The organism is Variovorax sp. Varisp53 (assembly GCF_059491555.1).
Map to the genome: position 1 here is coordinate 3,622,277 of NZ_CP168512.1, position 22,267 is coordinate 3,644,543.

20 protein-coding genes are annotated in these 22,267 nt (G+C 67.8%); 8 read left to right on the forward strand and 12 right to left on the reverse strand.

The features are described from left to right. Window positions 1-3: 3 nt before the first annotated feature. Genes ACEOAB_RS16895 through ACEOAB_RS16920 form a run of 6 tightly spaced genes read right to left on the reverse strand, consistent with a single transcriptional unit; the run spans window position 4 to window position 6,312 of the window. Window positions 4-771 carry an SDR family oxidoreductase gene (locus tag ACEOAB_RS16895; protein ID WP_413750652.1) on the reverse strand — a complete coding sequence of 256 codons (768 nt, stop codon included), beginning with the start codon at window positions 769-771 and terminating at the stop codon, window positions 4-6. Between the two features lie 11 nt (window positions 772-782). Beyond that, complete coding sequence (locus ACEOAB_RS16900; RefSeq protein ID WP_413750651.1) at window positions 783-2,030, reverse strand: enolase C-terminal domain-like protein; 1,248 nt, start codon at window positions 2,028-2,030, stop codon at window positions 783-785. A gap of 12 nt (window positions 2,031-2,042) precedes the next feature. Next, complete coding sequence (locus ACEOAB_RS16905) at window positions 2,043-3,266, reverse strand: ABC transporter ATP-binding protein (RefSeq protein ID WP_495652989.1); 1,224 nt, start codon at window positions 3,264-3,266, stop codon at window positions 2,043-2,045. Window positions 3,267-3,286: 20 nt separating this feature from the next. Next, the gene (locus ACEOAB_RS16910) at window positions 3,287-4,129 is read right to left on the reverse strand and encodes a carbohydrate ABC transporter permease (RefSeq protein ID WP_056591973.1); all 843 of its coding nucleotides are present in this window, start codon (window positions 4,127-4,129) and stop codon (window positions 3,287-3,289) included. Continuing rightward, complete coding sequence (locus ACEOAB_RS16915) at window positions 4,129-5,037, reverse strand: carbohydrate ABC transporter permease (RefSeq protein ID WP_056591970.1); 909 nt, start codon at window positions 5,035-5,037, stop codon at window positions 4,129-4,131. The genes ACEOAB_RS16910 and ACEOAB_RS16915 overlap by 1 nt, the downstream gene beginning before the upstream one ends. An 18-nt stretch (window positions 5,038-5,055) precedes the next feature. Further along, window positions 5,056-6,312, reverse strand: a complete 1,257-nt coding sequence (locus tag ACEOAB_RS16920; protein WP_413750281.1) for an ABC transporter substrate-binding protein — start codon at window positions 6,310-6,312, stop codon at window positions 5,056-5,058. 207 nt (window positions 6,313-6,519) lie between these two features. On the opposite strand from ACEOAB_RS16920, the gene ACEOAB_RS16925 reads away from it, so the two are divergent. Continuing rightward, window positions 6,520-7,317, forward strand: a complete 798-nt coding sequence (locus ACEOAB_RS16925; protein WP_413750282.1) for a GntR family transcriptional regulator — start codon at window positions 6,520-6,522, stop codon at window positions 7,315-7,317. A 7-nt stretch (window positions 7,318-7,324) separates the two neighbouring features. Here the strand turns inward: ACEOAB_RS16925 and ACEOAB_RS16930 are convergent, their stop codons facing one another. Beyond that, window positions 7,325-8,152 carry a DODA-type extradiol aromatic ring-opening family dioxygenase gene (locus ACEOAB_RS16930; RefSeq protein WP_413750283.1) on the reverse strand — a complete coding sequence of 276 codons (828 nt, stop codon included), beginning with the start codon at window positions 8,150-8,152 and terminating at the stop codon, window positions 7,325-7,327. A gap of 101 nt (window positions 8,153-8,253) precedes the next feature. Between ACEOAB_RS16930 and ACEOAB_RS16935 the strand changes: the two genes are divergently transcribed. The 4 genes from ACEOAB_RS16935 (at window position 8,254) to ACEOAB_RS16950 (ending at window position 14,297) form a co-directional block, all read left to right on the forward strand. Further along, entirely contained in the window at window positions 8,254-9,198 is a 945-nt protein-coding gene (locus ACEOAB_RS16935; protein ID WP_413750284.1) for a LysR family transcriptional regulator, read from the forward strand. Between the two features lie 21 nt (window positions 9,199-9,219). Then, window positions 9,220-11,076 carry an ABC transporter ATP-binding protein gene (locus tag ACEOAB_RS16940; RefSeq protein ID WP_413750285.1) on the forward strand — a complete coding sequence of 619 codons (1,857 nt, stop codon included), beginning with the start codon at window positions 9,220-9,222 and terminating at the stop codon, window positions 11,074-11,076. A gap of 402 nt (window positions 11,077-11,478) precedes the next feature. Continuing rightward, the gene (locus tag ACEOAB_RS16945; protein ID WP_495652990.1) at window positions 11,479-12,885 is read left to right on the forward strand and encodes a DUF2868 domain-containing protein; all 1,407 of its coding nucleotides are present in this window, start codon (window positions 11,479-11,481) and stop codon (window positions 12,883-12,885) included. After that, window positions 12,882-14,297 (forward strand): GTPase/DUF3482 domain-containing protein, encoded by a 1,416-nt coding sequence (locus ACEOAB_RS16950; protein WP_495652991.1) that lies wholly within the window; start codon window positions 12,882-12,884, stop codon window positions 14,295-14,297. The genes ACEOAB_RS16945 and ACEOAB_RS16950 overlap by 4 nt, the downstream gene beginning before the upstream one ends. Window positions 14,298-14,307: 10 nt before the next feature. Here the strand turns inward: ACEOAB_RS16950 and ACEOAB_RS16955 are convergent, their stop codons facing one another. Beyond that, window positions 14,308-15,297: a sialic acid TRAP transporter substrate-binding protein SiaP gene (locus ACEOAB_RS16955; RefSeq protein WP_413750894.1), complete on the reverse strand. Its 990-nt coding sequence runs from the start codon at window positions 15,295-15,297 to the stop codon at window positions 14,308-14,310. Window positions 15,298-15,467: 170 nt separating this feature from the next. Here ACEOAB_RS16955 and ACEOAB_RS16960 point away from each other — a divergent pair, with 170 nt between their 5' ends. Further along, window positions 15,468-17,234 (forward strand): IlvD/Edd family dehydratase, encoded by a 1,767-nt coding sequence (locus ACEOAB_RS16960; RefSeq protein WP_413750893.1) that lies wholly within the window; start codon window positions 15,468-15,470, stop codon window positions 17,232-17,234. Window positions 17,235-17,307: 73 nt separating this feature from the next. Here ACEOAB_RS16960 and ACEOAB_RS16965 read toward each other — a convergent pair whose 3' ends face one another. Genes ACEOAB_RS16965 through ACEOAB_RS16975 form a run of 3 tightly spaced genes read right to left on the reverse strand, consistent with a single transcriptional unit; the run spans window position 17,308 to window position 19,014 of the window. After that, window positions 17,308-17,652, reverse strand: coding sequence for a c-type cytochrome (locus ACEOAB_RS16965; RefSeq protein WP_007834613.1), 345 nt, complete (start codon window positions 17,650-17,652; stop codon window positions 17,308-17,310). A gap of 41 nt (window positions 17,653-17,693) precedes the next feature. Further along, a complete protein-coding gene (locus ACEOAB_RS16970; protein WP_413750892.1) occupies window positions 17,694-18,263 on the reverse strand; it encodes a ferritin-like domain-containing protein in 570 nt (189 codons plus the stop codon). 25 nt (window positions 18,264-18,288) lie between these two features. Further along, window positions 18,289-19,014 (reverse strand): RNA polymerase sigma factor, encoded by a 726-nt coding sequence (locus ACEOAB_RS16975; protein WP_413750891.1) that lies wholly within the window; start codon window positions 19,012-19,014, stop codon window positions 18,289-18,291. Between the two features lie 207 nt (window positions 19,015-19,221). Between ACEOAB_RS16975 and ACEOAB_RS16980 the strand changes: the two genes are divergently transcribed. Then, window positions 19,222-20,664: a glycerophosphodiester phosphodiesterase family protein gene (locus ACEOAB_RS16980; protein ID WP_495652992.1), complete on the forward strand. Its 1,443-nt coding sequence runs from the start codon at window positions 19,222-19,224 to the stop codon at window positions 20,662-20,664. A 17-nt stretch (window positions 20,665-20,681) separates the two neighbouring features. Next, window positions 20,682-21,305 carry a PAQR family membrane homeostasis protein TrhA gene (gene trhA / locus ACEOAB_RS16985; RefSeq protein ID WP_056591933.1) on the forward strand — a complete coding sequence of 208 codons (624 nt, stop codon included), beginning with the start codon at window positions 20,682-20,684 and terminating at the stop codon, window positions 21,303-21,305. A 3-nt stretch (window positions 21,306-21,308) separates the two neighbouring features. Here trhA and ACEOAB_RS16990 read toward each other — a convergent pair whose 3' ends face one another. After that, window positions 21,309-22,232: an AraC family transcriptional regulator gene (locus ACEOAB_RS16990; protein ID WP_413749521.1), complete on the reverse strand. Its 924-nt coding sequence runs from the start codon at window positions 22,230-22,232 to the stop codon at window positions 21,309-21,311. Between the last annotated feature and the right edge of the window lie 35 nt (window positions 22,233-22,267).

The following is a 22,267-nucleotide window of genomic DNA, read 5'->3' on the forward strand; positions in this document are numbered from 1 at the left end:
TCGTCAGAGCACGGACACCATGCCGCCATCGACATAGATGATCTGCCCGCTCACGTAGTTGGATGCGTCTGACGCGAGGAAGATGGCGGTGCCGATTAGTTCCTCGGGCTTGCCCCAGCGCCCGGCCGGGGTGCGCCCCTTGACCCAGGCGTCGAAGCTCGGGTTGTCGATGAGCGCCTGGTTCATGTCGGTCAGCATGTAGCCCGGTCCGATGGCGTTGGCCTGGATGTTGTGGGCCGCCCACTCGGCGGTCATGGCGCGGGTCAGCATCTTGATGCCGCCCTTGGCGACCGTGTAGGGCGCCACCGTGGCGCGCGCCAGTTCGCTGGTGAGCGAGCCGATGTTGATCACCTTGCCCCGGCCGCGCGGAATCATCCGCCTGGCCGCCTCGCGCCCGACGACGAAGGCGCTGGTGAGGTTGGTCTCGATCACGCGGCGCCAGTCTTCGGTGGCCAGCTCGACCATCGGCTTGCGGTACTGCACGCCGGCGTTGTTGACCAGGATGTCGACGGCAATGCCGGCCGCATCGAGCTTGGCGAAGGCCGCGACGACCGCGGCTTCATCGCACACGTCGAATGCATGGGCATCGACGGTGTAGCCCTTGTCACGCAAGGCGGCGGCCGAGGCCTCGAGCCGGGCGGCGTCGACGCCGTTGAGCACCAGGCGCGCGCCCGCGGCCGCAAGGCCATCCGCAATGGCAAGGCCGAGCCCGCGCGAGGAGCCGGTGACGAGTGCGGTCTTGCCCGCGAGGCTGAAGAGTTGGGTGGACATGATGGATTTCCTCAGGGGGTTTGCAATGTGCCGTCGACCAGGCGCGTCTGCGTCCAGGTGGTCACGACGTTCTCGCAGGGGTACTTGCGCGCCTCGGCCTCGTCGATATCGACGCCGAGGCCCGGCTTGTCGTTGGCGTAGACGTAGCCCGCCTTGAATTCGGGCAACCCGGGGAACACGTCCAGCAGCGCGCCGGGCGGGCCCTTCAGGTCCTGGATCACGAAGTTGGGCGGCTGCACGCCCGACCATTCCTGCACACCGAAATTGCGCGCGGCCAGGTCGATGTGGATGTTGGCCGCATGCGCGACCGGCGACATGTCGCCGGGCCCGTGCCAGGCCGTCTTCACGCCGAACTGCTCGGCAAAGAGCTGCAGCTTGCGCCCGGGTGTGATGCCGCCGATCTGGCTCAGGTGGACGCGGATGAAGTCGATGAGCCGCTCGGTGATGAGCGTCTTCCACTCATAAGGGTTGTTGAAGAGCTCGCCCTGTGCCAGCGGAATCCGCGTCTTCTCGCGCAACTGGCGCAGCCACTTGCCCTCTTCCAGCGGAATAGCGTCTTCCAGGAAGAACAGCTCGAAGCGTTCCATCTCGCAGGCAAACCTGATCGCCTCGATCGGGCTCAGGCGCTCGTGCACGTCGTGGCAGAGCGCCACGTCGAAACCCACCTTGTCGCGGATGCCCTCGAAGAGCTTGAGCGTGTCGCGCATGTAGCTTCGGCTGTCGAGGTAGACGCCATCGGGCGCACCGCGCGGCGCGCTTGCGGGCGCGGCGCCGAAGCCGCCACCGCCGTAGCCGCCGCTCTGGCAGCGGATGTGGGTGATGCCCTGCGCCATGTAGCCCTGGATGTTGTCGCAGAGTTCGGCCAGGTCGCGGCCATCGGCATGCCGGTAGATCGGCACGCCTTCGCGCACCTTGCCGCCGAACAACTGGTAGACCGGCATGCCGGCCATCTTTCCCTTGATGTCCCACAGCGCCATGTCGACGCCCGAGATCGCGTTGTTCTCGGCCGGCCCGTTGCGCCAGTAGGCGTTCTGGTGCATGAGCTGCCAGAGTTCTTCGATCGCGCTCACGTCGCGCCCGACCAGCAGCGGCTTGAGATACTGCTCGACCAGGCATTGAACGACGAGGTGACGGTAGGCGAAGGTCGCGCATCCGAGGCCGTACAGGCCGGGCTGGTTGGTCTCGACCTTCACGACCACGAGGTTGATGCCCTCGGGCGCCGTGAGGATGACCTTCACGTCGGAGATGAGTGTTGCCATGTTTCGGGTTCGTCAGTGCTGGGTGGAAAAGCCCGGGGCCGCATGCGGCGCCTCGGTGGGCAGAGGGATGTCGTTCGAGATGCGCCGGCCCGACTCGGCCGAGAACAGCACGGCCTGCGTCAGGTCGAGCGAGACACGCACCTCGTCGCCGGCCTGCAGCGTGCTGTAGCCCGCCTGCGTGACCATGATCTCGTCACCCACGCCGTCGTCACGGTCGTGCGCGGTGCGGGCCGTGTCGAGGCGAACGGTCACGATCGATTCGGCCCCCACGTGCTCGACCAGCGCCACGGTGCCGGCCATGCCGGGTTGCGCCGGATCGGTGCCGATGGCGAGCGCGTTGGGCCGCACGCCCACCAGCACTTCCGCGCCGCTGCTGGCGCCGCGAACGCCCAGGTGCGCCGGCAGCGGCATCCGCAGCTCGCCGATGGCCAGCCGGCCGCCGTCGATGCGCGCGTGCACCAGGTTCATGGCCGGCGTGCCGATGAAGCGCGCCACGAAGGTGTTGGCGGGGTTGGTGTAGATCTCGCGCGGAGTGCCGATCTGCTGCGCCTCGCCGGCATGCATCAGCACGATGCGCGTGCCCATGGTCATGGCTTCGATCTGGTCGTGTGTGACGTAGACGAAGGTGCCGCCCAGGTCGCGGTGCAGTTTGATGATCTCGGCGCGCATCGACGAGCGCAGCTTGGCGTCGAGGTTCGACAGCGGCTCGTCCATCAGGAACACCTCGGGCTGGCGCACCATGGCGCGGCCCAGCGCCACGCGCTGGCGCTGCCCGCCCGAGAGCGTGCGCGGGTGGCGGTCCATCATCTCGGTGAGCGACAGGATCTTCGCGGTGCGATCGACCAGTTCCCGGACTTCGGGCGAGCTTTCGATCCGGCGCTTGGCCAAATGCCCCAGAACCGGTATGTGAAACCACCACCGGAACTTGCGCATGATCAGCGGGAAGGTGATGTTGCGCCGCACCGTCATGTGCGGATAGAGCGCATACGACTGGAACACGAAGGCCATGTCGCGCGCGCTGGGCGGCAGCGTGTCGACGCGCCGCTGGCCGAGATGGATCTCGCCGCCGCTGACGGTTTCAAGACCCGCCAGCATGCGCAGCAGCGTCGACTTGCCGCAGCCCGAGGGGCCCAGCAGCACCAGGAATTCGCCGGCGGGCACATCGACGTGGATGTTGCCCAGCACCGTCTTTGCGCCGAAGGTCTTGGTGACGTTTTTCAGGGAGATGGATGACACGATGCGATCCTTGCGTTCCGTCAGCCCTTGACGCTGCCGGCGGTCATGCCGGCAACGACATAGCGCTGCACGAGGAGATAGAAGAAGACGGCGGGCAGCGTGTACATCAGCCCGATGGCCATCACCGAATGCAGCGGCGTGCTGAGTTCGCCGACGAAGCCGGCCAGCCCTACCGACGCGGTGTGCAGCTCGGGCGCGCTGACCAGCGTCTGCGCGAACACGTACTCGTTCCAGCCGTGGAAAAAGGCGATCACCGCGGTGGCCGCGAGCGTCGGCGCAATGAGCGGAATCACGACGATGAACACCGTGCCCAGCCGCGAGCAGCCGTCGATGCTGGCGGCCTCCTCGATGTCGATCGGCACGCCGTCGATGGCGCCTTTCAATATCCAGGTGATCACCGGCACCGTGAAGGCGGTGTTCACCAGGATCAGGCCGGTGAGCGTGTTCAGCAGCGAGAGCTGCCCGAAGATCGCGTACAGCGGCACCACCAGCATCGCCTCGGGCAGCATCTGCGTGACGAAGAGCGCGAGCCCCACGATGGCAATGCCGGCGAACTTGAAGCGCGACAGCGCATACGCCGGCAACACCGCGAGCGCCAGGCTCAGCACCGTGGTGCCGACCGCCACGATGGCGCTGTTGAGCAGCCAGGTGCCGACGTCGGTGCTTGTGAACACGTCGCGGAACACATGCCACTGCGCCAGGCCCGGCAGCAGGTGCGGCGAGGTCGAGAACAGATCGGCCGACGACGTGGTCGAGGTGACCAGCATCCAGTAGATCGGAAAGGCCGTGACGCCCAGCATGCCGAGGATCACGATCATCAGCAGCGCCTGGCGCCAGGCGAGGGTTGTGGTCGTTGTTTTCATCAGTGCCCCGCCGCGCGCTCGGCGCGCACCGTCAGCCGGAAATAGACCACCGTGACGACGAGCGCCAGCGACAGGCCGACCATGCCGACCGCGGCGGCCTCGCCCAGTTCGCGGTAGGTGAAGGCCCGCCGGTACAGCTCGATGACGAGCGTGTTGGTGGAGCCGATGGGGCCGCCCTGCGTCATGAGCCAGATCAGGTCGAAGCGGCGCAGCGACCAGATCGTGATGAACAGCGTCAGCAGCATCACGGTAGGCCGGATGGCGGGCCACACGACCGCGCCGAACACGCTCAGGCGGTCGGCGCCGTCGATGATCGCCGCCTCGCGCAGGTCGCTCGACACGCCCTGCAGCGCCGAGAGGATCACCACCGAGGTGAAGGGAAAGATCTGCCACACGGTGGTGAGCAGCACCGCGGGCAATGCTCGCGAGGGGTTGTCGAGCCAGCCTTCCATGCCCGACGACAGGCCGAGGAACTGGAAGACGTGCTGCAGCACGCCGTACTGCCCGTTGAACATCCAGATGAAGATCAACGCGACCGCGACCGGCGGCGCCGCCCACGGAATGGTGATGAGCGAACGCGCGATGCCGCGCCCGCGAAACGGCATGTTGAGCAGCAGCGCCGTCCCCAGGCCGATGCCGATCGCGAACACCACGCAGGCCACCGTGTAGACCCCGGTAATCACCAGCACCTGGGCGAACTCGGGCTGGCCGAACAGGTCCGTGTAGTTGCGCAACCCCACCCAGCCGTGCTGGCTTGGCGACAGCAGCGAAGTCTGCGTGAAGCTCAGGTACAGCTCCTGCACCAGTGGATAGGCCTGAAAGACCAGCAAGTACAGCATGACGGGCGCGCAGAACAGGTAGGGCGCCCACCCCACCCCGCCCGAGGCGGCTTGCTTGTTGATGGCCATTCGGCAGTTCCGGGCCGCTTACTTGCGCAGCACGCGGGCGCTGACGAGGCGCTGGGCGTCGTCCATGGCCTTCTGCGGATCGGCACCGCCCTGCAGCACGCGCAGCACCTGCTCCAGGATCACCTGCTGGATCTCGGGCGTGCGCGCCTCGAAGCCCTGCACCAGCTGCGGCACGCTGTGCGGCGCCTGGTCGTCGTACACCTTGAGCCATGGCTTGGCCTTGAGCTCTTCGGGCGTACGCTCGACCACCGTGGCGACGCTGGCCGCACCGAGGATGGCCTGCAGTTCCTTCTGGTTCTCGGGCTGCATCATCCACTTCATGAAGGTGACGGCAGCAGCCTTGTGCTTCGTGTTGGCGTTGATGGCCAGCGGCGCGAGGATCAGGCCCTGCGCGCGGGTCGGGAACGGCGACGGCGCGGCACCCAGCGGCAGGTCGGGGGCCTGCTGGTTGAAGATGCCGGCCACGCCGCCGTTGTCGATCTCCATCGCCAGCTTCTTTTCCCAGAACATGCGGCGATAGGTGGCTGCGTCAGCGCCCTTGGGCGTGGCGCCCAGGTCGTACATCTTCTTGTAGGCGACCACACCCTCCACCACCTTGGCGCTGTTGATGGTGAGGTTGCCCTTGTCGTCGCTCCAGCGCCCGCCGAAGCCGTAGACGAAATTGCACAGGTCCTGCCAGAAGCCATTGCTCTCGGCCATGGTGGCGCGGTAGGCGAAGCCGAACACGTTGTCGCCGGTGGCGGCCTTGGCGGCGCCCAGGAACTCGTCGAACGTGGCCGGCGGCTTGCCGCCCTTGAGCAGTTGCGGGTTATAGATCAGCTGGTAGTTGCTGATCTCGAACGGCACGCCGTAGCGCTTGCCGCCGATCACCAGGTATTTGTTGGGGTCGGTCAGCCGGTAGTCGCCCGGCTTGATGTCGCCGTCGATGGCCACGATGCGCTGCGCCTGCGCGGCGGCGTAGTAGTCGATCAGGTCGAAGCGGATGAGATCGGGCCCGGCGCCGCCGCCCATCTGTGTGAACACGGTCTTGGCGAGCGTGGAAAAAGGCAGCGCGAGCGGCTGCACTTCAATGGCGGTCTGGCTCTTGTTGAACTTGTCGACCCACTGCTTGAGCTTGTCGCCACGCCCCGATTCCGCAAAGGTCGCCCCGGCGAAGCTCAGTGTTTCCTTGGCTTGTGCGCGGGCGGCGCCGGGCAATGCGAACGCGAACACGGCTGCGGCCGCCAGAGCGACAGCGCTGGCGGAAAGGCGAGGAAGGCTCGAGAGTTTCTTCATGCAGGTCTCCAGGAGGCAGCTCAGTGGCCGCGAGTTCTTCGGTGAAAGGTGCGCAAGAATATCGTGATATTTCACGATATTTATTCGTGATTACCCTGCCTTCCCTCAGAGGAGGAGGATGCACCGTCTTCATTGGAGATTGGGCGTTCAGCCCTGTGATTTCGCTTGCATATCAGATATGCTGAGGCCTCGAAACAAGGAATTTCCATGGCAACCCGTTCCCCTGCCAGGCCCAAGCTGGTTTCCGTCGACACCGCAGCGCCGGGCACCTTGCACAAGAGCCCCGCCAACCAGTCGGATCAGGCCTACGAGCGCATCGAAGAACTGCTGATCTGCTGCAAGCTGGCGCCCGGCCGCTTCCTGGCCACGCACGAGTTGCAAGCCATGGTCGGCTACGGCCGCACGCCGGTGCACCAGGCGCTCAATCGCCTGGCAGCCGACACGCTGGTGCAGATCACGCCGCGGCACGGCATCCGCATCGCCCCCATCGACCTCACGCGCGACCGCCTGCTGCTGCGGCTGCGCCGGGACATGGAGCGCTTTGTCATCCGGCTCGCCACCGAGCGCTCAGGCGCGTCGGAGCGCAACCGCATGCAGCACATCAAGCGGCAACTCGTCGAGCACGGCGCGAACATGACGATCGAGCAGTTCAACGTGGCCGACCGCCTGATCGACCAGCTCTTCCTGGCAGCTGCGCAGGAGCCTTTCGTGGAAGGCACGCTGCGGCCGCTGCACACGATCTTTCGCCGCATCGGCTGGATCTATCACATGCATGCACCGGAGAAGGTCGATCTGCAGGGCACCATCGATGGGCACATTGCGGTGATCGAGGCCGTGGCCAACGGCGACGTCGATGCCGCCATTGCCGCGTCGGATGGCCTGATGGATTTCGTCGACAGCATGTTCGAAGTGCTCGAGCGCGACGTGGCGCCGAACACGCTCGACTGCAGCCTCAATGGCGACGACAGCTATCTGGCGCTGGGCGCCTCCAGCCCGGTCGGCTGAGTCCCGATCAAGCGCCGAAACGGAAGCTCGACACCACCAGGCCGCCCATGAAGGCATCCTCGTGGTACACGCGCTCGCCGGCCTCGCCCTCTGCCGCACCGACGGCCACCATCAGCGGAATCAGGTGCTCTTCACGCGGATGCGCCATGCGCGCCGCCGGAGCTGAAGCCCAGTCGATCAGTTGGGCGCTGCGCCCGGCCGGCGCGCCCTGCACCACCGCTTCGTCGAGCCAGTCGTCGAAAGCCTTCGACACGCCGTGCGCCTGCGGCCCGAAGTTGCGCAGGTTGTGATAACTCAGGCCGCTGCCGACGATGAGCACGTTCTCGTCGCGCAGCGGTGCGAGCGCGCGGCCCAGCGCCAGGTGCTCGGCCGGATCGAGCCCGCGGCGCAGCGACAGCTGCACCACCGGTACGTCGGCCTTCGGGTACATCGCGGCCATCGGCGAGAACATGCCGTGGTCGTAGCCGCGCTCGGGGTCGATCTGCGCCGGCAGGCCCGCCGCGGCGATCAGCGACTGCACGCGCTGCGCGAGTTCGGGCGAACCGGGCGAGTCGTAGTGCACTTCGTAGGTGTGCGCCGGAAAGCCGCCGTAGTCGTAGATCATCGGCGGCTTCGGGTTGCCCTGCACCGTGAAGACGGGCGCTTCCCAGTGTGCCGACACCATGAGGATGGCGCTGGGCGTGCGGCCGATCTGGCGCGGCATGTCGGCCAGCGAGGCGGCGAGCTGGTCGTAGGTCGGGCCCATTTCCTTCTTCATCCAGGGCCAGGGGCCGCCGCCGTGCGAGATGAAGTAGGTGGGCAGGCGCGATGAAGCGCTGGCGTTGTCGTGGGTCAAGTCGATGCTCCTTGAAGGCGTTGCATCGACTGTAGACATTTCCTGCGAGGAAATCGACAGGCTGCGATGCATCGAATCAGTTCTCCACAGGAAAGATTGCCATGGACCGGATGACCAGCCTGCGTGTGTTCCGCGAAGTCGTCGAGGCCGGCAGCTTCGTGGCCGCGGCCGAGCGGCTGGGCCTGTCGCCGCCGATGGCCAGCAAGCACGTGGCACAGCTCGAGAAGTCGCTCGGCGCGCGGCTGCTGCATCGCTCCAGCCGCCACCTGAGCCTGACCGAGGCCGGCACCGCCTGGTACGAGCAGAGCCGACGCGCCCTCGACCTGCTCGATGCGGCCCAAGCCGCCATCGGCCAGGCCCACGACGCGCCGCGCGGCCAGCTCAAGGTGAGCGCGCCCGTGTGGTGCGCCACGCCGCGCTTCGCACGGGTGCTGGCCGACTATCGCGAGAAATACCCCGAGGTGCTGGTCGACATGCATCTGGAGAACCGCAAGGTCGATCTCGCCGCCGACGGCTACGACCTGGCCTTGCGCGCCACGCAGGAGCCCTCGCCCGCGCTGATCGCCCGGCCGCTGTGCCGCGTGCCTTTCTACCTCGCGGGCACGCCGGCCTGTCTGGAGCGCATGGGCGGCGCTCCCGCCTTGCCGGCCGATCTGGCGAAGCTCGGCGCCATCGTGCCGAGCTACGTCAACCTGGAGAACCTCGCGCTCAAGGGACCGGGCGGGCGGATGTTTGCGCTGCGGCTCACGCCGGCCCTGCGCTCCGACGACACCACGCTCACGCTGCACGCGGTGCGCGCGGACATGGGCATCGCCTTCATGCCGCTGTGGCTAATCGACGAGGACATCGCGCAGGGCCGGCTGGTGCGGCTGCTGCCGGAGTTCGAAGCCGAGCCCGTCACGCTGTTCGCGGTGTACACGAGCCGGCAGTACATGTCGCCCAAGCTGCGTACTTTCATCGACTTCCTGGGCGAGCGGCTCGGCAGGGACGCGCCGCGGAGCGCACCTTTGCGGGGCAAGGTCATGCATGCGCGGCTAAAGTCCTGAGTTCTCCGGGAGACTGTTTCCTTGTTCCGCCTCTTCGAAAAACTCCTTCACCCCTACCCCGCCGCCGAACCTGCGTTGCCGCCGCAGGGCTTCGTGGCCTTTCTCTGGGCCTGCACGCACGGCGTGCGCGGCAAGATCGCTGCGATGGCCGCGCTCACTGCCGCCATGTCGATCTTCGAGGCGGCGCTGTTCGCAATCCTCGGGCGCATCGTCGACTGGCTCGGCGGGCTCGAGCCTTCGCGCCTCTGGGTAGAACGCGGCACCACGCTCATGTGGCTTGCCGCGTTCCTGGTGATCAGCATCGGCGTGGTCGCGCTGCAGACCATCGTGAAGCACCAGACGCTCGCGGTGAACCTGCCGATGCGCCTGCGCTGGAACTTCCACCGCCTGATGCTGGGCCAGAGCATGGCCTTCTACCAGGACGAGTTCGCCGGCCGCATCACGGCCAAGGTGATGCAGACCGCACTGGCTGTGCGCGACACCATCTTCGTACTGGCCGACGTACTGGTGGCCATGGGCGTGTACGTGGCCACCATGATCCTGCTGGTGGGCGTGCTCGACGCGCAACTGGCATGGCCCTTCCTGATCTGGCTGGCGCTGTACATCGCCTCGCTGGCCTACTTCGTGCCGCGCCTGGGCAAGATCGGCAAGGCGCAAGCCGACGCCCGCGCGCTCATGACAGGCCGCGTGACCGACGCCTACACCAACATCGCGACCGTCAAGCTGTTCTCGCACACGCAGCGCGAGGCCGGCTTCGCGCGCGACGCGATGCGCGAATTCATGCACACGGGCTACGGCCAGATGCGCCTCGTGAGCGCCTTCGAGATCGTCAACCACACGCTGAGCATGGGTCTCACGGCCGGCATGGCGGGCATGGCGCTGTGGCTGTGGTCGCACGGCGCGGTCGGCGTGGGTGCGGTGGCTGCGGCCACGGCGATGGCGCTGCGGCTGCAGGGCATGTCGCACTGGATCATGTGGGAGATGACCAGCCTGTTCGAGAACATCGGCACGGTGCAGGACGGCATGAAGACGCTGTCGCGACCGCGCACCGTGCTCGACGCAGCTGACGCCGGCACGCTGGAGGTGCCGCGCGGCGAGGTGCGCTTCGAGCACGCGAGCTTCCGCTATGCCGATGCAGGCCGCCGCGTGATCGACGACCTGAACCTCGTGGTGAAGCCTGGCGAGAAGATCGGCCTGGTGGGCCGTTCGGGCGCCGGCAAGTCGACGCTGGTGAACCTGCTGCTGCGCTTCCACGACCTGGAGAGCGGCCGCATCCTGATCGACGGGCAGGATGTCGCGCACGTCACGCAGGACTCGCTGCGCAGCCACATCGGCATGGTCACGCAGGACACCTCGCTGATGCACCGCTCGGTGGCCGACAACATCGCCTACGGGCGGCCCGACGCCACGCACAGACAGATCGAGGCGGCGGCGAAGCGGGCCGAGGCGCACGAATTCATCCAGACGCTCGGCGACGCAACCGGACGGCGCGGCTACGAGGCGCACGTCGGCGAGCGCGGCGTGAAGCTCTCGGGCGGCCAGCGCCAGCGCGTGGCCATTGCGCGCGTGATGCTGAAGGACGCGCCGATCCTGCTGCTCGACGAAGCCACCAGCGCGCTCGACTCCGAGGTCGAGGCCGCCATCCAGCAAAGCCTCTACGCGCTGATGGAAGGCAAGACCGTGATCGCGATCGCGCACCGGCTGTCGACCATCGCGGCCATGGACCGCCTGATCGTGCTCGACGAAGGCCGCGTGGTGGAAGAAGGCGACCACCGCACGCTGATGGCGCAGGGCGGGCTGTATGCACGGCTGTGGGCGCACCAGAGCGGTGGCTTCCTGGGCGACAACCTCGAGGAAGACGAGGCGATGCGCGCCTGACCGGCACCGGTTGCGCCTGCAAACAATCGTCACAAATGAGGCGAGCCGCCACGAGCCCCCGGGGAAATCTCCGGGCGGCGCTTCCCCCGCGCCTACAGCACACGCCGCCCCCTGCCGACAGTGGTGCCACGCGGGCGGCGCAATGCTGGACTCGTCTCAACACAGAGGAGTCCTCGCGTGAATTCCATCATTTACATCGTTGGTCTGATCGTGGTGGTCGTAGCCGTGCTTTCGTTCTTCGGCCTTCGCTGAGACCGGGCACGCGCCATTGCCTCCCGCGAGATGCAGAACGGGGCCGCTTGCGGCCCCGTTTCCTTCGTGGCCGTCCCTGATGCGCCGGGCATAATTCGCGCGCCCCCGCACCCAGCGGGGCGATGACCGATTGGCTGCGAAGGGACCCTGTTGACCAACACCGCGCTGCGCGAAACTGCTTTTCCGGACGCGGTGATCACCGAGGCCATCCGATGGACCGAGCAGACCGGTCCGCTCGACGATGCGCAAGCCCTGCGCACCGCAGCCTCGCACACAGCCGATGCCCACGAGCAGATCGTCGAACGCGCACTCCGGCTCGGCGAACGCATCGGCCTTCAGGCTGAACTCGCACGCACCCGTCATTGGGCACCCTGGGTGCTGCTCGCGCTGGTGGCGCTGATCGTCATGGCCGGCCTCGGGCTGGCGGGCAACGTGGTCGGCGGCGGCGAGCGCCACATCAACGTGATCGTCGCGCTCGCGAGCCTGCTGGGCCTGCATGCGCTCACGCTGCTGCTCTGGCTCGTGGGCCTGTGGGTGCCCTTCGTTTCCTTCAATACTGCATCGCTCGGCTGGATCTGGCTGTCGCTCACAGCCCGCGTGGCCGGCGGCAGGCGCGGCCAGGCGCCGCTGCTGGTGCGCGCCGCCACCGGGTTGCTGTCCCGCGCCAAGCTGCTGCCGTGGGCCTTCGGGCTCGTGAGCCACTGCATCTGGTCGCTGTCGTTCGCCGTGGTGCTGGCCGCGATGCTGTTCGCGCTTGCGTTTCGCAGCTACACGCTGAGCTGGGAGACGACGATCCTCGAGCCGGCCTTCTTCGTGCGGGCCGTGCAGGCGCTGGGCTGGGCGCCGGCGCAGCTCGGCTTTCCCGTGCCCGATGCCGCCGCCGTGCTGGCCGCGGCACCCGGTGCCGCAAACGCTGGCGGCCAGCGCGCCTGGGCGCTGTGGCTTACCGGCTGCATCGTGGTCTACGGCCTGCTGCCGCGCGTGGCGCTCGTGCTGTGGAGCGCGGCCGTGTGGCGCAGCCGCCGCAAGGCGTTGCAGCCCGACTGGAGCGAGCCCTACTACCGCAAGCTGCTGGCCCGCTTCGCCGCGATGGCCCCGGCGGCCATCGTCGATGCCGACCCGGGCCGCACGCGCGGTGCGCTGCCCACGGGCCTGCCGGCCTCGGAACTGCATGACGCGCTCTTCGTCGTCGGCTTCGAACTGCCGCCCGACATGCCCTGGCCCCCAACCGCCCTGCCCGCCGGCATCGCGACGCAGGTGCAGCGCATCGACGGCAGCGCCCCTGCGCGCCGCGCCCTGCTCGACCAGTTGGCCCACGTCCATCCGCGTACCGTGCTGCTGGTCTGCCACGCCGCATCGAGCCCCGACCGCGGCACCGAGCGCTTCCTGCGCGAGTTGCTCGCGCATTGCGGCGAGTGCCGCATCTGGCTGGCCGATGCGCCCCATGCCGGCGCCACGCAGCGCTGGCTCGACTGGCTGCGCGACACCGGGCTGGAGCGCGTAACCGCCAGCGACCGCCTCGACGCCTCCTTGCAGGACAGGGTCGCCGCACCATGACGCCGCAGCCACCCATCCGCATCGCCGTTGTTGGCCACACCAACGCGGGCAAGACCTCGCTGCTGCGCACGCTCACGCGCCGAGTCGGCTTCGGCGAGGTGTCGCAGCGCCCCGGCACCACGCGCCACGTCGAATCGGTCGATCTCGACGTGGACGGCGCAGCCGCCGTGCGCTTCTTCGACACGCCGGGCCTGGAAGACGCGGTCGCGCTGCGCGAGCACCTGGCCGGATTCGACCAGCAGGCCACGCCCCCCGAGCGCATCCGCCGGTTCCTGCAGGGCCCCGAAGCCCATGGCGTGTTCGAGCAGGAGGCCAAGGTGCTGCGCACCATGCTAGACATCGACGCGGCCTTCCTGGTCATCGACGTGCGCGAACCGGTGCTGCCCAAGTTCCGCGACGAGATCGAACTGCTCAACTCCTGTGCGCGCCCCGTGCTGCCGGTGCTGAATTTCGTGCGCGACGCCGCCAGCCGTGAACCAGCGTGGAAAGAGCTGCTCTCGGCCTATGGCCTGCACGTGCAGGTGCGCTTCGACGCGGCGGCCCCCTTCGTCGGCGCCGAACAAGACCTGTACAACGACCTCGCCACGCTGCTGCGCGAGCGCCGCGACCTGCTGCGCGCCGTAGTCGACGCACTGGACGCCGAGGCGGCCCGGCGCCGCCAGTCCGCCTGCACGCGCATCGCCGGCCTGCTCGTCGATGCGGCCGCGGTGCGCCGCACGGTGTCGTCCACCGAGTTCGCCGACGCGGCACGCCGCCAGGCGCTCGTCACGACGCTGCAGAAGGCCGTGTTCGACAAGGCCCAGCGCTGCACCGACGACCTGCTCGCGCTCTACGGCTTCCGCCAGGGCGACGCCGACGAGGCCCCGCTGCCGATGATCGAAGGCCGCTGGACGCTCGACTTCTTCAGCCCCGAAGCCATGAAGGACGCGGGCCTGCGGCTCGGCAAGGGCGCGGTCATCGGCGCGGCCGTGGGCGTGGTGGCCGACCTGGCGGTGGCCGGCATCTCGCTCGGCGCGGGCGCGGCGCTGGGCGGCGCGATCGGCGGTGCGGTGTCGCAGGGCTGGGGGCCGCTCGGCCGCAAGCTGGCCAACAAGCTGCGCGACGTGCACGAACTCACGGTGGAAGACGGCGTGCTGTTCACGCTGGCCGCATGGCAGCTCAAGCTCACGCAGGCCCTGGAACAGCGCGGCCATGCAGCCACGCAGCGCATCGGTGGCGATGCGCCCGAAAACGGCGACGCCCCCACGCGTGCCGCCGCGGCCGCGGTGCGTGGCGTGCAGCCGGCGCGCAACCATCCCGAATGGGAAGCCACGGGCGTGGCCACCCGCGCGTTCTGGCGCCCTTCTCCCCAGCGCGAAGCACTCGTGGCCGACCTCTCGCACGCGCTGCTGCGTGCCTTCGAAGCCGCCTGAAACCGCCGCGTCAGTTCATCAGCGCCTGCAGGCGGGCGTAGTCGCCGGGCCGCGCGCCCATCTGCTCGGGCGTCGAACGCTTCGCGATCCGCTCCAGGAACAGTTGCCGGTTGGCCGGGGACACCGTCATGCCCTTGTCGCGCAGGAACTTCTCGTCCTCGAGCTCGCCGGCGATCACGCCCACGTTGGTCCACTTCGCAGTTTCCGTGAGCACCTTCTCGACCATCGCCTGCTGGGGTGGCGCGAGCTTTGCCCAGGCGGCCTTGCCGACGACGATGCCCAGCGTGTCGTAGACGTGCCCCGTCAGCAGCACGTATTTCTGGACTTCGTAGAGCTTCTTCGACTTGACGATGTCGAGCGGGTTTTCCTGCGCCTCCACCTCGTTCTTCTTGAGCGAGCCGTAGAGGCTCATGAAAGGCAGCGTCACCGGCTTGGCGTCGAGTGCGGTGGCGAACAGCTGGTAGGCCGCGGCGGCGGGCACGTACAGACGCAGGTCGCGGAAGTCCTCGGGCCTGGACAGCGGCCTTGCCGACGTGACCTGCCGCGCGCCGTAGTACACCGAGGCCACCATGCGGTTGCCGCTCTTCTCGTTGTAGCCCTTCATCAGCTCGGCCAGCAGCGGGCTCGCCAGGTACTTGCGCATGTGGTCGAGGTCCTTGAAGGCGAAGGGGTAGGTTCCCAGGCTCAGCGGCGGATAGCCCTCGGCCAGCGTAGCCTGCCCGACGTAGGCGATCTGCACCGAATCGTTCGCCAGCATCAACGGAAAGTCGCCTTCCTGCCCCAGCTTGGAGGAAGGAATGACTTCGATCTTGATCTTGCCGTCTGACTGCTCGGCGATCTTGCGCGCCGCCAGCTCCGCCTGCTGGTGGAAGATGCTCGTGGGCTCGTAGACATGGCCCCACTTGAATTGCAGCACCTGGGCCTGGGCGTGGACAGCGATGACGCCACCCAATGCCATCAGCAGGACGCCCGCGCGGTGCCACGGCAAGAAGCTTTTCATGAACTCTCCCTCGATGAGAAAAGGCAAAACCAGTGCAAATTGCGCGCCAGCGCAAGGGAATGCCAAGAAAACACCCCCCTGGCTCAATCGTAAGGATTTGAAACAAAAGTGGTAATCGGGTTTGCCCGAGCACGGGCATACGATCACGCAAGCAACACAGAGGCTCTTCCATGTCCCCCCTGCCCCTCGAACCCGACGACGACAACAACAGCACGGACCCGGACGGTGCAGGCATGCGCAAGGGCCTGGCCAGCTACGGCGACCGCGGCTTCTCGCTGTTCCTGCGCAAGGCCTTCATCAAGGGCGCGGGCTATACCGATGCCGCACTTGATCGCCCCGTGGTCGGCATCGCCAACACCGGCAGCGCCTACAACCCCTGCCACGGCAATGCGCCGCAGCTCGTCGAGGCCGTCAAGCGCGGCGTGATGCTCGCGGGCGGCCTGCCGATGGACTTTCCGACCATCTCGGTGCACGAGAGCTTCGCCGCGCCCACCAGCATGTACCTGCGCAACCTGATGTCGATGGACACCGAGGAGATGGTGCGCGCGCAGCCCATGGACGCCGTGGTGCTGATCGGCGGCTGCGACAAGACCGTGCCCGCGCAGCTCATGGGCGCGGCCTCGGCGGGCCTGCCGTCGATCCAGCTCATCACCGGTTCGATGCTCACCGGCAGCCACCGCGGCGAGCGCGTGGGCGCCTGCACCGACTGCCGGCGCTACTGGGGCAAGTACCGCGCGGGCGAGATCGACGCCGAGGAAACCGCCGACGTCAACAACCAGCTGGTCGCCAGCGTGGGTACCTGCTCGGTCATGGGCACGGCCAGCACCATGGCCTGCATCGCCGAGGCACTGGGCATGACGGTGCCCGGCGGCGCCTCGCCGCCCGCTGTGACGGCCGACCGCATCCGCATCGCCGAGCAGACCGGCGCGCAGGCCGTGCAGATGGCGCGCGATCGCCTCACCATCGACAAGGTGCTGACCCCCGCCGCCTTCGAGAACGCGATGCGCGTGCTGCTGACCATCGGCGGCTCGACCAACGGCATCGTGCACCTCGCGGCCATTGCCGGGCGCATGGGCCTGGACATCGACCTGCACGCGCTCGACCGCATGGGCCGCGAGACGCCGGTGCTGCTCGACCTGAAGCCCTCGGGCCAGCACTACATGGAAGACTTCCACGCCGCGGGCGGCATGGCCACGCTGCTGCGCGAACTCAGGCCGCTGTTGCATCTCGACGCGCTCACGGTCACGGGCCGCACGCTGGGCGAGGAGCTCGAGCGCGCGGGCCCCGGCTTTCGGCAGGACGTGGTGCGGCCGGCTGCCCGGCCGATCTATCCGCAGGGCGGCATCGCGGTGCTGTGGGGCAACCTGGCGCCGGGCGGCGCGATCATCAAGCAATCGGCCGCCGACCCCGCGCTGATGGAGCACGAAGGCCGCGCGGTGGTGTTCGAGAACGCCGAAGACCTGGTGACCCGCATCGACAGCGACGACCTAGACGTCACGCCGCAAGACGTGCTGGTGCTCAAGAACATCGGCCCCAAGGGCGCGCCGGGCATGCCCGAGGCGGGCTACATCCCCATCCCGCGCAAGCTCGCGCGCGCCGGCGTGAAAGACATCGTGCGCATCTCCGACGGCCGCATGAGCGGCACCGCCTTCGGCACCATCGTGCTGCACGTGACGCCCGAGTCGGCCATCGGCGGGCCTCTGGCCTATGTGCGCAGCGGCGACCGCATTCGGCTCAGCGTGGCGAAGCGCGAGATTTCGCTGCTGGTTGCGGACGAAGAATTGGCGCGCCGAGCGAAGGAAACGACGGTGGTCGAACCCACCGCCGAGCGCGGCTACAAGAAGCTGTTCCTGCAAACCGTGATGCAGGCAGACAAGGGCGTGGACTTCGACTTTCTCCGCGCGCCGAACACGGTGGGGAAGGTGCCGCGGGCATGAGCGCCGATTAGGGCGCATCGGCGGCGCGTTCTTTCGGCCGGTGCTTGTGGGTACACGCGCGTGATGCTTTTCTTCAATGGCTGTTCGTGCACGGAGGCTTGCCGTTCGCCTGCCGCAGGTACGCAATCAGGTCCGCCCGCTCCATGGGGTCCGGCACGCCGTCATAGGTCATGGCGCTTCCGGGCACCATGGCCAGCGGCTTCGCCAGGAAGCGGTCGAGCGTCTTGTCGTTCCACACGATCTTCGAATTCTTCATGGCCTGCGAATAGCTGAAACCGGGCACGCTGCCAGCCAGCCGTCCGAACAGGCCGCAGTGCCTGGGCCCGACCCGGTCGGTCGCCAGCGCATGGCACGCCAGGCAGCGCGCGTAGATCTGCTCGCCGCGCACCGCATCGGGCGCGGCGCCCCATGCGGCCATGCTTGAGAACAGCGCGGCAACCGCCAGAAGCTGCAGGGGCGTCACGACACGAAGGCCGAAGGAACCGGTGCCTCGCCAAGCGCGTGGCGCAGCACGGCCCAATGCATGGCTTCGTCGCCGAGGATGCTCGCCGCCGCCTTCGACAGGTCGCGGTTCGCAAACAGCGGCACGGCCCCCAGGTAGGCACTCACCGCGCCCTGTTCGAGCTTGGCCGCGAACCGCAGCACGTCCGCCTGCGACTTCAGCTGGTCCGCCGGAAAGTCGTACTTCGGCTTTGCCGCAACGGCCTTGCCGCCAAGCTTGGCGATCGTCTGGGCCAGCACCTCCGCATGCGCCTTGTGGTGCCCCTGGAAGGTCACCGCCAGGTCGAGCACCGGCTTCTCGAGCAGCTTGCTTTCGGCACCGAGCTGGTACGCCGCAATGGCTTCCAGCTCCGCGCCCAGCGCGGTATTGAGGATCTGCACATCGTTCCCGGTCGCGCCGCCGGCCTTCGCGGCCAGCACGTCCTTGCCGGCCAGCAGCGCAACCGCGGCGCCGGACAGCACCAGGCCCGAACGGCCCAGGAACATGCGCCGGGCGGCAATGGGGGAAGTCATCTGAAAGAAGGACATTTTGTTTTCCTCGCAGGGGTGAACGTCACGAGCGGGGCGATTCCCGCGCGTCGACAAGGCTCGACAGCACACCCGCCACGATGCGATCGCAACGTGCGCCATCGAATGAGAAGGCGTCGCCCAAAGCGACGTCCATGTCGCAAGACAGGCCCTCGCGCAGCAGGCTGCGTGCGCGAAAGAAGCGCGTGCGCACGGTCGCTTCGGGCAGCGCGAGCGCAATCGCCGTCTGCGCCACGCTCATTTCCTCGACCGCCCGCAGCATGAACACGGTGCGATAGGCATCGGGCAGCCGGTCGATGCGGCGCTCCATCAGAAGGCGGAGTTCTTCACGCATGGCCAGACGTTCGGGTTGCAGGTCGGGATCGTCGGCCACCGCCGACGCCGGGTCCGGGTCCGGGTCCACGTCGGCAACGTGCGCCCCGTCGAGCTGAATCACCTGCGCCCCTCGGCGCCGCAGGCGCCCCAGGGCCTCGTTGATGACGATGCGCACCAGCCAGGTCGAAAGCTGCGCGTCGTCCCGGAAGGTGCCGATGGCCCGCCACGCGCGCAAATAAGCCTCCTGCACGGCGTCCTCCGTCTCGGAGTCGCTCTTGAGCACGCTGCGCGCCGTGCGGAACAGCAGCTGGTTGTGGCGCCGCATGATGGCCTCGAAAGCACGCGTGTCGCCCTGTGCGGAGCGTGCCGCAAGCTCGCGGTCGGATGCACCCTCGGTTGCGAGGGCGGCGTCGGGTGTGGAGGCGGTGTGGGGCATGGTGTGCTGCTTTTCCCATTAGATGGTGCGGGCTCGCGCTGCGTTTCAGTTATTTCTGATGCGCTCGGAACATCGTCTGCCATTCGTTCGCCCCGCGCCCGCTGTCCCGAGGCCTGGGCCTTCGGCCTCGGTCACTGCTGCGTCATGCACCCGACCTAGCATCCGGCGGCTTTCGTTTCTCTTTCGACAAACACTCGAAAATTTCACATGAAAAAGAACGTTCCCGCTCCCGCGCCACGCCCGGTTCGCGCCGCCCTCGCAGCCATCGGCGGCAGCCTCTTGATTGCAGCCTGCGGAGGCGGCAGCGGCGGTGGCATCGCGTTCCCGGTTCTCCCGCCGGCGCCGGCACCTGCCCCCGCACCGCCGGCCCCTGCCCCGGCTCCCGCGCCCCTGGGCACGCTCGACGGCTCGGTCCCGCTGGTCATCGGCCACCGCGGCCTGCCGGGCCTGTACCCCGAGGAAACCAAGGTCGCCTACGAAGCCGCGGCCGACGCCGGCGCCGATTCGCTCGAGACCGACCTGCACCTCACCAAGGACTGCGTGCTCGTCGCGCGGCACAACCCCTGGCTCAGCGACAACACCAACATCGCAGACGTGGCCAAGACCAACACCACCGTCGCGGGCCGCAAGCGCACCGTGCCGGGCGTGCTGGTGAACGTGACGTACCCGCCCGTCGAGGCCAACGGCCCGGCCCAGTACCTGAGCGACCTGACCGACCCGAGCGATCCGAAGTCGGTGCTCAAGTCGCTCGTCGTCGATGGCGAGGACCACACCAACGACTGGTCCATCACCGACTTCACGATGGACGAGCTGCGCCAGTGGATCCGCGGCACCACCTACGACGCCAGGGACCAGCGTCCGACCGACCTCAACGGCAAGCTGCCGATCCTGAGCTTCCAGGAAATCATCGACATCGCCAAGGCCAAGAGCGCAGCCACCGGCCGCACGCTCACCGTGTACCCGGAGACCAAGAACCCGATCTGGAACAACGCCCAGGCCATCGCCAACGGCTGCGGGCCGGCCGGCAGCCATCCGCTGGAAGACGCGCTGCTGAAGATCATGAATTTCAACGACCTGAACCGCAAGGACGCGCCGATCTTCGTGCAGAGCTTCGAGCCCGAGAGCCTGAAGTACCTGCGCTCGGCCGGCATGAAGGCCCGCGCGGTGCAACTGGTGGACGGCAACGACGTCAACTACCAGACCGGCGAGATGATCTACGTCACCAAGGACGTCTACACCTTCGTCGACGGCCGCCCCTACAGCTGGACGCTGGCCGGCAACCCGAAGTGGTTCGGAGAGATGCTCACGCCCGCGGGCCTGGCCGACGTGAAGACCTATGCCGACGGCATCGGCCCGTGGAAGCCACAGGTCATGGCCCACACCATCGTGCCCTTCGTCGCAGGCAAGGGCCTGGCCGATGTGAACACCATCAAGCCCACCAGCCTGATCGCCGATGCGCACAAGGCCGGCCTGTTCGTGCACAGCTACACCTTCCGCAACGAGGCCAAGTACCTGGCAGGCATCTACAAGGGCGACCCGACGGCTGAATACCTCGCGTACTTCCGCGCGGGCATCGACGGCGTGTTCTCCGATTTCGCGAACACGGCGTTCGCGGCGCGCGCGAGCTACCTGAAGGAAACGGGCCGCTGAGGCCGGCAGCGAGCTGCATGTACCCCGGCGAACGGTTCAACGGATACAGCCACCTGCTGGGCCTGCTGCTCGCATTGCTCGCGACAGCCCTGCTGCTCGCCAAGACCCTGCCCACCGGCGACCCCGCGCGCATCGCGGGAGCGCTGGTGTTCTCGCTCTCGGCCGTGGCCCTGTATGCGGCCTCCACCCTCTTCCACAGCACGCGCGGCCGGCTCAAGCGCATGTGGGAGCGCGCCGACCATTGCGCGATCTACCTGCTGATCGCGGGCACCTACACGCCCTTCGCGCTGGTCACGCTGCAAGGCCCATGGGGCTGGCTGCTGCTGGCGACGGTCTGGGGCGCGGCGCTTTTCGGCATCTGGCGCGAGCTGATGCCGGCCGGAGGCAAGGCGTTGGAAAAGCCATCACTGGCGCTGTACATCGGCATGGGCTGGCTCGGCGTGCTGGCCGCCGTGCCGCTGGCCGCGCGGCTCGAAGGCGCGGGGCTGGCATGGCTGCTGATCGGCTGCGTGCTCTATACGGCGGGAACGGTGTTTTACCGCAACCGCCAGGGCTTCCGGCATGCGCACGGGGCCTGGCACCTGTTCGTGCTGGCGGGGACGGCGAGCCACTATGTGGCGGTGGGGTGGTTCGTGCTGTAAGCCCTACTCCCGCGCAATGGCACGGAATTCACCCGGCGCCATGCCCTTGAGCCTGCGGAAGTGCCGGTTGAAATTCGAGATGTTGTTGAACCCCACCTCGTAGCAGATGCTGCTGACGTGCTGGCGCGTGGACAGCAGCAGTCGGCAGGCCTTGTCCACGCGCAGGCCGATCACCACGTCGGTGAAGGTTTGCCCCGTGGCACGGCGAAAGCAGCGCGAGAAGGTGTGCTCGCGCATGCCGACCATGGCGCTGACTTCGGCGAGCGAGAGTTCTTCCGCGTAGTTTTCCCGGATGTGGTCGAGCGCCGTGTGGATACGCGTCGCGCGGCCGTTCTCGTCATGCGCGTCTTCCTGCAGCGACGGCGTGCAAAGAAGACGGTAGTCGTTCCACTGCGCGAGTTCGCTCAGCAGCGCGGTGAATTCCGAGAAGCGTGCGAGCCCCTGCAGCGCGTGGATGCGCCTGAAGCGCCCAATCGTGCCCTCGCCGAGGCCGAGAAATTGCACGCCATGCCGTGCGCGGGCCAGCAGCGGGCCTGCGTCATTGAGTTCGGGAAACAGCTCCATGCCCCGGCGCAGCGGTTCGTCGCCGAAGCGCAGCACCAGGCCACGCGGCTGTTCGGCTGCCCCGGTTGCGCGGTATTCGATGGCCAGCCTGTGCGGCAGCCTGGGGCCCAGAAGAACGACCGCTTCCGGCGGCACCTCCCTGTCCGCGCCGTCGCTCACGCGGATGCGCCCTGGCAAGGCCCCCGTGAGATGCAGTTCGTAGTCGTGCAGGCCGGCCTGCCGGTCGCGGGCTGCGTACTCGGCGCAGTGGATCGAGTTTTTCTTGTCGAACACGTCGGCACCGGGCCGTTGGAGCATCGCGCGGCACAGGGTGTCGGGCATGTGCGGTCGGACGGCGATGGCTGGCGGGATCGTGTTCAACAAGACCGGATCTCCAACTGGAAAGAGAAAGGAATCGC